The organism is Dactylosporangium sp. CS-033363, from assembly GCF_050942475.1.
Taxonomy (GTDB): domain Bacteria; phylum Actinomycetota; class Actinomycetes; order Mycobacteriales; family Micromonosporaceae; genus Dactylosporangium.
Genome location: NZ_CP192032.1, coordinates 7,150,764 through 7,163,993, shown reverse-complemented (window position 1 = coordinate 7,163,993; position 13,230 = coordinate 7,150,764). Strand labels below are relative to the sequence as shown.

The following is a 13,230-nucleotide window of genomic DNA, read 5'->3' as shown; positions in this document are numbered from 1 at the left end:
CCTTACTCGACCTTCGGTTCGGCCTCCGCCTTGCGCTTGGCCCGGGCCCGCCGCTTGCCCTCGTGCATGGCCTGGACGCGGGCCACCGGGATGGTGTGGCCCTCGGCGATCAGGTCGGCCGGGATCGCCTGCGGCTCGGGCATCTGCGCGGCCCACGGATCGGCGTCGCCGAGCAGTACCGGCGCGGTCCGGATCGTGAAGTCGCGCGGGCTGACCCCGTCGAGGTCGTCCCAGCCCAGCGGGAACGAGACCGGGCAGCCGGGGCGCAGGCGCGGGCTGTAGGCGCACACCACCGTCGTCGCCCCGCCCACCCGGGTCGCGTCGAGGAACACCTTGCCGTGCCGGTCCTCGCGGATGAACGCGGTCGTGGCCAGCACCGGGTCGAGCTGCTCGGCGCGCGCGGCGATGGCCCGGGTCGCGGCGGCCACGTCCTCCATCGCCGCCGGCCGGATCGGCACGAAGATGTGCAGCCCCTTCGCGCCGCTGGTCTTGACGGCTCCCGCCAGCCCGGCCGCGTCGAGCGTCGCCCGGATCAGCATCGCGGCCCGCACGACCAGCCCGAAGTCGCCGCCCTCCGGTGGGTCGAGGTCGAGCACCATGTGCGTCATGTGCGCGCCGTCGGCCGCGGTCACCAGCGTCGGGTGGTACTCCACCGCCCGCTGGTTGGCGAACCACAGCAGCGTGCGGCGGTCCTCGCACAGCGCGTAGGCCACGTCCCGCTTCGACGTCTCGGCCCACATGTGCACCGTCTGCACCCAGTCCGGCGTGTACTTGGGCACGTTCTTCTGCATGAACGACTCCTGCCCGCGCATGATCCGCACGACGGAGAGGGGGCGATCGTGCAGTACCGGCAGGATGCGTTCCCGGACGGCGTCGAGGTAGTCGACGAGGTCGCGCTTGGTCGCCCCGGCCCCCTCGAAGATCGGCTGGTCGAGGTTGGTCAGTGCGACCCCGTCGCGTTCCTCGGCGGTGCTCACCGTCACACCGTAGCGGCTCAGGCCTCCATGAGCAGGTCCATGTTGAGCGCGGCCCCGGCCTTCATGCCGCCGGCGGCCGCCCCGATGACCTGGCCCATGGGGTCGGCGAGGTTCCCGGCCACCCACACGCCCGGCACGGCGGTCTTGCCCATCGGGTCGGCCGCGACGTAGGTCGCCACGGGAAGGCCCTGCATCTCGAAGACGCTCGTCTCCAGGCCCAGGTCTCGTACTGCTTCCATCCGGGCCGCGAGGGTCGTCTGCACCACCAGGGCTTTCCTGGGGACGACTTCGCCGGATTGCAGGTGTACGCCCTGTTCCTCCACCCTCGCGACCAGCCCGTCGACGACCTTGACCTTCGCGGGCACGCCGGGGACGTCCTGCCCGTTGGTGAACAGGACCAGGTCGTCGGTCCACTGCGTCCACAGCAGCGCCGGGTGCGCGGCCAGGGGACTGGTGGCGATGATGCCGACGGGCTGGTCCTGGACCTCCCAGCCGTGGCAGTACGGGCAGTGCAGCACCCAGTGCCCCCAGCCCTCCGCCAGCCCCGGGATGTCCGGCAGCGCGTCGACCACGCCGGTGGTCACCAGCAGCCGGCGCGCCCGGTGAGCACCGTCCCGCGTTTCGACAGTGAAATCGTCGCCGTCCCGGTACGCCCGGACGACCTCGCCGTCCGCGAACCGCGCCCCGTAGCCGCCGGCCTCCTCCCGCCCGATCCGCACCAGCTCGCGGGGCGCGACGTTCTCCCGCCCGAGGTAGTTGTGCACCCCCTCGGCGGGCGCGTTGCGGGGCTGCCCGCCGTCGATGACCAGAACCTTGCGCCGGGCCCGGGCCAGGGTCAGCGCCCCGCTCAGCCCGGCCGCGCCGCCCCCGATGACAATCACGTCGTACCGCTCACTCATGCCTCCGACCATGCCCCGCCCAGCCGCTTCTGGCAAAGCCCTTTGCCGAAATGGCAAACTGGGAGCATGGACGACCACGTCGGCCCGCGCCTGCGCCAACTCCGCGAGCAGCGCGGCGTCACCCTGACCGCGCTCTCCGCCGACACCGGCATCTCGGTGAGCACCCTGTCCCGCCTGGAGTCCGGCGGCCGCCGCCCGACCCTGGAGCTGCTGCTGCCGCTGGCCCGCGCCCACGGCGTGACCCTGGACTACCTGGCCGGCGCCGAACCCACGGCCGACCCGCGCGTGCACGCCAAGCCCGTGATCCGCCACGGCGTGACCCACGTCCCGCTGACCCAGCGCCCCGGCGCCCCGATGGCCTTCAAGCTCATCTTCCCGCCGCGTACCCCGGCCGACCCCGTCCCGGAGCCGCAGACGCACGAGGGGTACGAGTGGCTGTACGTCCTCTCCGGCCGCCTCCGCTTCATCCTCGGCGAGCACGACATGCTGCTGCAGACCGGCGAGGCGGTCGAGTTCGACACGCGCGTCCCGCACTGGTTCGGCAACCCGACGGACTACGCGGTCGAGGTCCTGAGCCTCTTCGGCCCGCAGGGCGAACGCGTCCACGTCCGGGCCCGCTCCCGGTAGTCCTCACAGCTCGCCCACAGCTCCTTGGCAAGGTCGCGACAGCCGCGGACCGCAGAGTCGGCGACATGACCACCACGACGCTGCCCAAACCGTCCCGGACCGAGCCTGCGCCCCGGGCCACACAGGTCTCCCGCCCGGTGTGGCAGCGCCCGGCCCTGGCCGCGCTGCTGGTGCTCACCGGCGTGCTGTACCTCTGGCGCCTGGGCGACTCCGGCTACGCGAACAGCTTCTACGCCGCCGCCGTCCAGGCCGGCACCCAGAGCTGGAAGGCCCTCCTGTTCGGCTCCCTGGACCCCGGCAACATCATCACGGTCGACAAGCCGCCCGCCTCCCTGTGGATCATGGCCCTGTCCGGCCGCGTCTTCGGCTTCAACAGCTGGAGCCTCCTGGTCCCGCAGGCCCTGGAGGGCGTGGCCGCGGTGGCCCTGCTGTACGCCACGGTGAAACGCCACTTCGGCGCCGCCGCGGGCCTCCTGGCCGGAGCCGCCCTGGCCGTGACCCCGGTGGCCGTGCTCATGTTCCGCTTCGACAACCCGGACGCCCTGCTGGTCCTGCTCCTGGTGGCGGGCGCCTACTGCACCACCCGCGCCGTGGAGAAGGCCGCCCCCGGCTGGCTGGCCCTGGCCGCGGCGGCGCTGGGCTTCGCGTTTCTCACCAAAATGCTGCAAGGCCTGCTGGTACTGCCCGGCTTCGCCCTGGCCTACCTGATCGCCGCCCCGACCACGCTGTCGCGCCGCCTGCTCCACCTGCTGACCGCAGGCGCCACCCTGGTCGTCTCGGCCGGCTGGTTCGTGGCCCTGGTGGCGCTGTGGCCGGCGGCGTCCCGCCCGTACATCGGCGGCTCCACGAACAACAGCCTCCTGGAACTGGCCCTGGGCTACAACGGCCTGGGCCGCATCCTGGGCGGCAACGGCAACCGCGGCGGCGGAGGCGGCGGCGGGAATGTCGGCTTCGGCGGCTCGACGGGCATCACCCGCCTGTTCGGCGACAGCATGGGCACCGAGATCAGCTGGCTCCTCCCGGCAGCCCTCATTGCCCTGGTGGCCGGCCTCTGGTTCACCCGCCGCGCCCCGCGTACCGACCTCACGCGCGCGGCCCTGATCGTCTGGGGCGGCTGGCTCCTGGTCACGGGCATCGTCTTCAGCTACATGTCCGGCACCATCCACCCGTACTACACGGTGGCCCTGGCCCCGTCGATCGCCGCCCTGGTGGCCATCGCGTCCCGCGAGCTGTGGCGGGCCCGGGCCGCCCTGCCGACCCGCCTGGTCCTGGCCGCGATGGTCTTCGTCACCGCCGCGTGGGACTTCGTCCTGCTGTCCCGCGACACGTCCTGGACCCCGTGGCTCCGCTGGGCGGTCCTCGTGGTCGGCGGCGCGGCCGCGGTGGGGATCGCCGCACTGGGCGGCACCTCTTCGGCCGGCTTGTCGGCCGGCGGCTCCTCAGCCGCGCGTGGCGGCCTGTCCTTCACCCGCCGCCTGACGGTGGTCGTGGTGCTGGCGGCGGTGCTGGCCGGCTTCGGCGGCACCACGGCCTGGGCCTTGGCGACCGCGAACCAGCCCCACTCCGGCTCCATCCCCACCTCGGGCCCCACCTCCTCGGGCATGGGCGGCATGGGTGGCACGGGCGGCTTCGCCGGCGGCGGCTTCGCCGGCGGCGGGGGCGGCGGCATGGGGGGCTCGAGCAGCAGCAGCGACCTGAGCACCCTCCTGAAGGCGACCACCACGAAGTGGGCAGCGGCAACGACCGGCGACCAGACGGCGGCCGAGCTGGAGCTCGCGACCGGCAAGTCGGTCATCGCCATCGGCGGCTGGGACGGCAGCGACCCCGCTCCCACCCTGGCCCAGTTCAAGGACATGGTCGCCAAGGGCCAGGTCGCCTACTACGTGGCAGGCGGCCGAGGCGGCGGCATGGGCGGCGGCAACAGCGAGATCGCCACCTGGGTAGCGGCGAACTACACCGCCCAGACCGTCGGCAGCACCACGGTGTACAAGCTCACCTCCTGACTGCGGGCTCACCTCCTCACCGCAGGGCGCCGCCGGGGCAACCAGCCTCGGCGGCGCCGCCCGTCCCCGCCCCACCCGATCCCGGGACCGCCTCCGACCGCCCGCCGCCGCTCGTCCGCGACGGGCCCGCCCGCCCCTCGCCCACATTCGCGCGGCGGGTGCCGGTCGGCTCGGCGGCGTCGTGTGGCCCGTCTCCGCTTGGCCCAGTCCCGCGGCGGCGTTCGACGGTTCGCTCGGGCGGCGTCGTGTGGCCCGTCTCCGCTTGGCCCAGTCGCGCGGCGGCGTTCGACGGTTCGCTCGGGCGGCGTCGTGTGGCCCGTTTCCGCTTGGCCCAGTCGCGCGGCGGCGTTCGACGGTTCGCTCCGGCGGCGTTCTACAGGCACGATTCCAGGTCCGACAGCACCTCCGAGGCGGAAGCCGCGTCGAGCGCGGCGAAGGGGACGGTCCGCTGGTCGGTCCACTCGCGTTCGCCGGGCGGGAGGAGCCAGATGTCGCGCAGGCGTTGTTCCGGGTGGTCGCCGGGGACGCCCAGGGTGATGCCCGGGTCGAGGTCGACGATCAGCCGGCGGCCGCCGGGCAGGTCGCGTTCCATCCGGGCCTGGTGTGCGCCCTCGATGCCCGATCGGCGCCAGGCCCGGCGTTCCAGGCCCAGCAGCTTCACCGTCAGCGCGGGGCGGTTGTCGAAGCGGGCCAGGCGGACGGCGGCGGACTCGTCGGGCTCCAGGCGGTACACCTTGCGCTGCAACTGCTTGAACGGCTGCAGGATGCCGTAGTCGGCGAACACCTCCGACCAGGCCGGCACGTCCAGGTCGACCGGGTGCGCCACCCCCACCGCGGTCCCCACCGGCAACGCGAACGGGTCGTCGGCGGCGTCGGCCAGGGTGCGGTCCTCGGCGATGCGGAACGCGGTGCCCGGTGCGCCCGGCTCGCCGGTGACCCAGACCAGGCGGCGGGCCAGCTGCCACAGGAGCGGATGTCCCAGGAGCACCTGGCCGAATTCGTCGGCCCCCCACCGCCGGCCGCCGGCCATGGCCCACTCGAGGCGGCGTACCTGCTCGGTCGCCACCTTCCGGACGGTCCTCTTCGCGGCGGCGAACCTGGCCTGGGACTCGGCGGCCCGGTCCGGGTCGTCGCGGGCGGCGGGGGCCGGAAGGTCCTTGCGGCGGGTGCCGTCCTCGTCGGTGACGTACGGCTTGAGCTGCTCGTCGAAGCCGCCCACGAACCGCCGCGGACCGTAGTCGAGCACCATCGTCGCGTCGGCGGCGAGGTCGAGGTGCGGCACCAGCCGGTCGGCGAGCGCGTCGGCGGTGAGGCCGAGGTGCTCGGCGATCTCGGTCAGGTTCGCCTCGGCCCGGGCCTTCACCGCCTTGGCCTTGAACTTGGACGCGATGTCGTGCAACTGGCGCAGCGCCGCCTCGGTGCCCAGGTGCATGAGCGTGTCGAGCCCGATCGCGGCCCGCCGGTGCGCCCCCTCGTACGGCCACCGCTTCACCGCCTCCGCCAGGTCCTCAGCGGTCCGGTCGTCGCCCAGGAACGCCTGCGCGTCCATGGCCCAACTCTCCGCCGGCGGGGCGTCGGCCCCCTCCCATCGGCACAGCAGCTCCCAGCCGAACCGGGCCAGATCGTGCGGCTCGCACGCCTCCCGCACGTGCTCAATCCCCGCGTACGGATCGCCCGGCTTCGACAACATCAGCATCGTCACCAGATGCCCGGCCGCATCAACAGGCAGCGTCCCCGCGCCCCCGCGCAGCCTTTCCGCGCCGAGCGAAGATGGGCCGACCTCGTCGCCGCCGTGCGGTCGGGCTGGTGGGCGTGACGATGGGTCGCCCTCGGCGTGCAGGGCCTCGGCGTCCCCGTGCGGCCGGTCCGGGTGGCGTGGCGGCTCGGCTTCGGTGTGCAGGGCCACGGCGCCGACGCGCAGGCGAACTGGTGGGAGCGTGGACGGGTCGGCCCAGTCCGGGACGACCGGGATTCGGCTCGGCAGTACCAGCAGCGGGTCGGCGTCGAGCAGGTCCGTGACGGCCGCCTGCGCCGCCGTCCCGTAGCCGGCCGCGGCCGCGAGTATCGCCTCTCGATGCCCGGCCCCGGCGAGAGTGGTGAGCGCGGCCCCGGCCTGTCGCCGCGGGACGCCGGCCTTGCCCAGCGCGGCCGGGATCAGTGCCCGCGCCGCCTCGGCCGGGTGGGCCCGCAGCCAGGTGAGGGCGATGCGCCGGGCCGCCTTGAGCCGAGCCAGCCAGTCCGCCATCATCAGCGCGATCTCGGGGCTGGTGAACGGCATCAGCGCCGCCCCGTCCGCCGGGTACATCCGGGTGACGGTCATGACCAGCGGGTACGCGTCGACGCCGAACCGCGCCGCCGCTCGGTCCAGCCAGGGGGCGTTGTAGCGGCCGCCGTTCGGCCGGTACGCCCCGAGCAGCGGCCGGGCCAGATCCTCGTCCGCGGTGAGGAAGAACCATTCGGCCTCCCAGTCGCGGACCCGACCCTCGCCGGTTCGCAGTCGCCGGGCGGTGTCCTCGTCGTCGCGGTACGGGTTGGGGCCCGCCAACCCGGCGACGATCCGTTCCCGCTCCCCGGGCGGCCACGACGCGGCGGGTTCGTCAGGACAGTGCAGGTCGAGGACGACCGGCTTGGCGGCCTTGCGGCGCCCGACCCACGGCGGGTCCACGAGCACCGCCGGCAGCGCGCCAGTCGACAGCCCACCAGAGCCGGCTCCGGCTCCGGCGCCGGCTCCAGCGCCGGAGCCCGTGCCCAGGCCCGCGCCCGCCGCGCTGGTCGTGCCCGCGCTCCCGTCTGCACCCGTCACCGCGCCCGCGTCTGCGTTCGTCCCCGCGCCCGCGCCCGCGTTCGTCCCCGTGCCCGTGCCCGTGCCCGCCACCGTGCCCGTGCCCGCCACCGTGCCCGCGCTCGTCCCCGTGCCCGCGTCTGCGTTGGTCCCCGCGCCCGTGCTCGTCCCCGCGCCCGCGTCTGCGTTGGTCCCCGCGCCCGTGCTCGTTCCCGCGCCCGCGTCTGCAGCTGTCCCTGCCACCGCGCTCGCGCTTGTCACCGTGCCCGCCGTGGCGCCTATGGTCGCGCCCGTCGCCGGACCGGTCCCCGCAGCGGGGCTCGCCCGTTTGCCGGCTACGGCGCCTCCGCGTTTGGTGGCCGCAGAACTCGCGCGCTTGGCGGAAGCCGCGCTCGCCACCTTGCCGGTAGCCGCGCTCGCCACTCCCGTCCCGGACGCCGTGCCGGTAGCCACGTTCGCCACCCCCGTGCCGGACGGCGTGCTCGCCACCTTCCCGGTAGCCGCCGCATCCGCCACCCCCGCGCCGGACGAGGTGCCGGAGGTCGCGCTCGCCACCTTGCCAGCAGCCGTGTTCGCCTCCTTGCCAGCAGCCGCGCCCCCACCTGCGCCCGGCGTGGAAGCCGTGCCGTTCGCCGGCCGAAGCCCAGGCGGCGCCAGCTCCGGATGCTTGGCCGCATGCCGCCGCAGCAGGTCCGCGAGCCTAGGCTTCGCCGACGAGGCCTGCAGCAGCCGCATCGCCCGCACCGGGAACCGGTCGGCCGCCGCCATGATCGCGGCCGGGACCCCGCGCTGTGCGGCCCCGTCGACCAGGGTCTGGAACGCGCGGTCGGTCGGGATCGAGGGCAGCACCGCCGCCATGTCCCGCACGTACTCCTCGACGCCCGCCATCGTGTACGCGACCGAGCGGCCGGTCCAGTACTGCGCGTACACGTCCAGGACGCCGTCGCCGATCGCCTCGGCCAGGGTGTGCAGCGTCTCCGGCTCCGCCAGCAGGTCCTGCGCCTGCGTCGGGGCGAGCTTCGACAGCACAGCCCGGGCCTGGTCCACTGTGGACACCGACGACATCAGCAGCGGCGCGAGTGGGTGTTTGGCCGGTACCTCCTCGACGTCCCGCGCGACCCAGGCGGCCTCCGCGGGCGCCAGGAACGACGCCGCGAGGCGGTGCTCGAGGGAGGTTTCGCGCTCGTCGCGCAGGGCCTGCACGGCCTCGGCGTACGTCTCGTCCGGGGCGATCGCCAGCGCTTCCCGCACCCGGGCGAGCAGGCGGCGCACGATCGGGCCGGTGGGGTGCAGGGCGGCGAGGGTGAGGCAGGCGCGGAGGGCGAAGATCAGACCGTACCGAAGCAGCACATGCTCGGCGAGGGACCGTCCGTCGACTCCTCGCACCTGCGCCCACGCCCCGGCCGCGTCCTGCGGTGCGGTGAACGTGGGCTCCTGCGGCAGTGGATCCTTGAGTGGTGCGGCGGCGACCGGAGTGCCCCCGCGACGGGGATGGATGCTGTGCCGCCACGACGCCGGGGCGGCGAAGAGGTCCTCGTTCACGGCCGTCACACTAGCCACGACCTACGACATTTTTTGCCCGCACGTCATGGGAGCTGCTCAATCTTCCTCGGGATCAGCATGATCGCGGCGAGGGCGCACACGCCGACGACCGCGAGGCCGACGAAGACGTTGTGGGTGGCCGCGTACAGGCTCGCGCGCACGTAGCCGGCGACCTGCTCCGGCACGTCGGCGCCCGGTCGGAGGACGAGGCTCGTCGCGTCGGCGCCGGCGCCGAGGGAGGGCTTGACGTCCGGCGGGGCGGCGGCGAAGTGCCGGTCGAGCGTGGTGTTCGCGATCGCGCCGAACACGGCGCCGCCGATCGCGCTGCCGATGGAGCGCGAGAACATGTTGGTGCCGGTCACCACGCCGCGGCGGTCCCAGCCCACGACGGACTGCACGGCGACCAGCGCGGGCGCCGAGGACAGGCCCAGGCCGACGCCGATGACGAAGCAGGCGATCGACATCATGGCGACCGTGGTGCTTTCGGAAAGCAACGCGCACATTATGGTACCGGCAATGATGATCGCGCCCCCGATCAGCGCCGTGTTGCGGAAGCCGATGCGCAGGTAGATGCGGCCGGAGAAGGTCGCCGCGATCGGCCAGCCGAGGGTCATCGCCGCGACCACGAACCCGGCGACCAGGGCGCTGGTGCCGAGCACGCCCTGGGAGAAGTTCGGGACGTACGAGCTCAGGCCGATCACCATCGCACCGACGGTGAGCGCGGCGAGGTTGCCGCCGACGAGGGTACGGTGGCGGAAGACCCACAGCGGCAGCACGGGCTCCTGCGCGCGCCGCTCGACGAACACGAACGCGGTCACCATGGCCGCGCCCAGCACGAAGATGACGATGCTCGGCGCGCTCACCCAGGCCCAGGTGATGCCGCCCTCGAGGGTGCCCAGGATCAGCAGCGTGCAGCCGCCGATCAGCAGCGCCGCGCCGAGGTAGTCGATGCGGTGCTGGCGGCGCTCGACGTTCTCCTTCAGGTGCCGCGCGAACATCCAGATCGCCCACAGGCCCAGCGGCAGGTTGACGAAGAAGATCCAGCGCCACGACAGGTAGTCCGCGAACACGCCGCCGAGCGTGGGGCCGATGACGCTGGCCACGCCCCACACGCCGGCGACGTACCCTTGCACCCGCGCGCGCTCCTCGACCGAGTACAGGTCGCCGATGATCGTCATGCTGATCGGCTGGATCGCGCCCGCGCCGATGCCCTGCACCGCGCGGAAGATGATCAGCGTCAGCATGCTCCACGCGGCGCCGCACAGCACCGAGCCGACCAGGAACACCGCGATGCCGAAGAACATGACGGGCTTGCGGCCGAGGACGTCGGCGAGCTTGCCGTACAGCGGCGTGGTGACGGCCGCGGTCAGCAGGTAGATCGAGAACAGCCACGGAAAGTGCGCGAAGCCGCCGAGGTCACGCACGACCGACGGTACGGCGGTGGCGATGATCGTGCTGTCCAGCGCGACCAGCCCGGTGGTCAGCATGACCGAGCCGAGCACCGGCCCGCGCTCCGAGCGCAACCCCACGCCGGCGCGCTTGGTGAAAGTGGCCTCCTGCATTGGCACACCTTACGACGAGCGCCCTCGCGCCGTGCCGCGTACGACTGTGGGATATCAGACCGTGGTCCGATGTGCTTCGAGCGCGGACATGTTCTCCTCTAGGTGCCGCATCGACGACGTACCCGGGATCGGCAGCATCACCGGCGAACGGCGCAGGAGCCAGGCCAGCGCCGCGACCTTGTCCGCCGTGGGTGCCACCGGGCGCCAGGGCACGAAGGCGATGCCGCGGCTCTCGCAGTAGTTCAGCACGTCCTCGGAGGCTCGGTCTTCCATGTTGTACCTGTTCTGCACGCTCGCGATCTCGACGATCTCCTCCGCCGCACGCAGCTGGGCGACGGTGACCTCCGACAGCCCGACCCGCTGGACCTTCCCCTCGTCCTTGAGCCGCCGCAACGCCCCGATCTGGTCCGCGAGCGGGACGGTCTTGTCGATCCGATGCAGCTGGTACAGGTCGATGCTCTCCACCCGCAGCCGGCGCAACGACAGTTCGGCCTGCTGGCGCAGGTACTCGGGCCGTCCCAGGTCGAACCATTCGCCGCCGACGCAGATCCGCCCGCCCTTGGTCGCGACGATGACGCCCTCGGGATACGGGTAGAGCGCGTCGGCGAGCAGCTCCTCGTTCCGCCCCATGTCATAGGCGTCGGCGGTGTCGAAGAACTGCACCCCGAGGTCGACCGCCCGCCGCGCGACGGCGACGGCCTCGTCGCGCGTCAGATGCGCGGGCGGCCCGGTGAGTCGCATGGCGCCGAAACCGATCCGGTTCACATCGAGCATGTTCAAATGCCCCCTTCAGCTTTGGTACCGCCAACGCTCCCGCAAGCAACCGTGAAGCACAATCGACACTTCGTAAGACCCACCGCGTAGCATCTCTACGCAATGACGCCCGACTGCCTTCGGCTCCGCGCCCTGTCCACGATCGCGTCGCCGTCTTCGACCGCGGCTGGCACGACCGAACAGGTCTGCGAGGTCCTCCGGCTCGTGAGTGCGCCGCTCCGCGCGGTCGGCCGCGAGCAGTGGAAAGCGCCCCACGGCGCTGGCACGACCGAACAGGTCTGCGAGGTCCTCCGGCTCGTGAGTGCGCCGCTCCGCGACGTCAGCCGCGAGCAGTGGGAAGCGCCCCACGGCAGCGCGCCCAACGCCGGTCCGGGCCGCGGCTGCGGTCGGACAGGGGCTGCGGTCGGACAGGGGCTGCGGTTGGGCGGTGGCTGCGGTTGGGCGGTGGCTGCGGTCGGACAGGGGCTGCGGTCGGGCGGTGGCTGCGGTCGGGCGGTGGCTGCGGTCGGACAGGGGCTGCGGTCGGGCGGTGGCTGCGGTCGGACAGGGGCTGCGGTCGGACAGGGGCTGCGGTCGGACAGGGGCTGCGGTCGGACAGGGGCTGCGGTTGGACGGTGGCTGCGGTTGGACGGTGGCTGTGGTTGCGGCTCGAGGCGTCGCGGCGTTCGTGGGTGGCGGGGCCCGCACGTCGAACTCGCCCTGGTGGTGCCGGTGTGCGTGGTGCGGTGTCGGTTCCCGGGCGGCCGAGTTGGTGCGGTGTCGCCGGCGTTCGTGGTGCGGCGGGCGGCGCTCCGGTCGGTTGTCCGCGGGTCCGTTGTCGGCGAGTCGGGTGGCGTGGCGGTCGAGGGGTGGGCGAGGTTGAAGGTCGTCGTCAGGGAGGGCGGGGGTCGGTGACGCTGTGGGGCTGAACTTGGAGCGGCTGCGGGTGTTGCACGCGGTGGCGAGCACCGGGTCGGTGGTCGGGGCCGCGGCCGTGCTGCATGTGACGACGTCTGCGGTGTCGCAGCAGCTTGCGCGGCTTGAGCGGGAGACCGGGCAGGAGCTGTCCGAGCGGCAGGGGCGCGGGCTGCGGCTCACGCCGGCCGGGTTGTTGCTTGCCGGGCATGCGGCTGAGTTGCTTGCGCACGCCGAGCGGGTTGAGGCTTCGCTTGCCGAGCATCGGGGGGTTGTGGCCGGGCCGTTGCGGGTGGCGGCGTTCGCGACCGCGGCGCGGGGGTTGCTGCCGCAGGTGCTGCGGGAGCTGCGGGCGCGGCATGCCGGGCTCGAGGTGGGGCTGGCCGAGCTTGAACCGCATGAGGCGTTGCCCCTGCTGCGGCGGGGGGAGCTCGATGTGGCCGTCGTGCAGGACTGGGCGGCCGATCCGCTGGCGGTGGGGGAGGGCCTTGGGCGGCGGGAGCTGCTGGAGGATCGGTTCGATGTCGCGGTACCCGCTGATCACTGGGCCTCCGGCCGCCCCTCCGTCGAGGTCGGGGAGTTGGCCGGGGAGGAATGGATCAGCTGGAGCCGGGGGCAGATCTGCCACGACTGGCTGCTGGGGACGTTCCGTGGACTCGGCGTCGAGCCCCGGGTCGCGCACACCGCCTCCGAGCACTCGACGCAGTTTGCGCTCGTGGCGGCCGGGCTGGGGATCGCGGTCGTGCCGCGGCTCGGGCGGGAGGCGGTGCCGGACGGCGTGCGGATGGTGGCGATCACCCCGGTCGCGGTGCGGCGGGTGTTCGCGGTCTGGCGGCTGGCGACCTCGCCCCGGCCGGCGATCGGGGCGGCGTTGACCGCGTTGGATCAGGCCGCCGCCACGCTCCAGCCATGACGAAGGTGAGAAGCCGCAACGAAAGCGGGAAAGCCGTGTGTGCAGACCGCTTCGGATCAGCATCCGGCGCTGAGGTCAGATCCTAGTTTCCTAGGATACGAAACGCGATGTGCGCGCGACGACAAAGCTGAATCGATGGCATGGCGAGGGAACGCCCGCCCGCGCGGCGAAAAGGCGGTTGCGCGCTGTGTTACGTTGCTCGCATGACCACCACGACGCATGCCCTGCTCGCGTCGGCCGTGATGCCGGCCGCGCGC

8 protein-coding genes are annotated in these 13,230 nt (G+C 73.2%); 3 read left to right on the top strand and 5 right to left on the bottom strand.

What is annotated here, in order from left to right:
• Positions 1–2: 2 nt before the first annotated feature.
• Together ACQPZ4_RS33075 and ACQPZ4_RS33070 are read right to left on the bottom strand one after the other, a co-directional pair.
• Positions 3–977 carry a DNA polymerase domain-containing protein gene (locus ACQPZ4_RS33075; protein WP_433044324.1) on the bottom strand — a complete coding sequence of 325 codons (975 nt, stop codon included), beginning with the start codon at positions 975–977 and terminating at the stop codon, positions 3–5.
• A 17-nt stretch (positions 978–994) separates the two neighbouring features.
• The gene (locus tag ACQPZ4_RS33070; protein ID WP_433044321.1) at positions 995–1,876 is read right to left on the bottom strand and encodes an NAD(P)/FAD-dependent oxidoreductase; all 882 of its coding nucleotides are present in this window, start codon (positions 1,874–1,876) and stop codon (positions 995–997) included.
• Positions 1,877–1,942: 66 nt separating this feature from the next.
• Between ACQPZ4_RS33070 and ACQPZ4_RS33065 the strand changes: the two genes are divergently transcribed.
• Together ACQPZ4_RS33065 and ACQPZ4_RS33060 are read left to right on the top strand one after the other, a co-directional pair.
• On the top strand, positions 1,943–2,503 hold the full coding sequence (locus ACQPZ4_RS33065) for a helix-turn-helix domain-containing protein (RefSeq protein WP_433044318.1): 561 nt from the start codon (positions 1,943–1,945) through the stop codon (positions 2,501–2,503).
• A 65-nt stretch (positions 2,504–2,568) separates the two neighbouring features.
• Positions 2,569–4,506 carry an ArnT family glycosyltransferase gene (locus ACQPZ4_RS33060; protein WP_433044315.1) on the top strand — a complete coding sequence of 646 codons (1,938 nt, stop codon included), beginning with the start codon at positions 2,569–2,571 and terminating at the stop codon, positions 4,504–4,506.
• Between the two features lie 373 nt (positions 4,507–4,879).
• Here the strand turns inward: ACQPZ4_RS33060 and ACQPZ4_RS33055 are convergent, their stop codons facing one another.
• The 3 genes from ACQPZ4_RS33055 to ACQPZ4_RS33045 are packed head-to-tail and all read right to left on the bottom strand — an operon-like array spanning position 4,880 to position 11,166.
• Positions 4,880–8,830 (bottom strand): DUF4132 domain-containing protein, encoded by a 3,951-nt coding sequence (locus ACQPZ4_RS33055; protein WP_433044312.1) that lies wholly within the window; start codon positions 8,828–8,830, stop codon positions 4,880–4,882.
• Positions 8,831–8,874: 44 nt separating this feature from the next.
• Complete coding sequence (locus ACQPZ4_RS33050; protein ID WP_433044309.1) at positions 8,875–10,392, bottom strand: MDR family MFS transporter; 1,518 nt, start codon at positions 10,390–10,392, stop codon at positions 8,875–8,877.
• 54 nt (positions 10,393–10,446) lie between these two features.
• The gene (locus ACQPZ4_RS33045) at positions 10,447–11,166 is read right to left on the bottom strand and encodes an aldo/keto reductase (RefSeq protein ID WP_433044306.1); all 720 of its coding nucleotides are present in this window, start codon (positions 11,164–11,166) and stop codon (positions 10,447–10,449) included.
• 898 nt (positions 11,167–12,064) lie between these two features.
• On the opposite strand from ACQPZ4_RS33045, the gene ACQPZ4_RS33040 reads away from it, so the two are divergent.
• The gene (locus tag ACQPZ4_RS33040) at positions 12,065–12,973 is read left to right on the top strand and encodes a LysR family transcriptional regulator (protein ID WP_433044303.1); all 909 of its coding nucleotides are present in this window, start codon (positions 12,065–12,067) and stop codon (positions 12,971–12,973) included.
• Positions 12,974–13,230 lie beyond the last annotated feature (257 nt).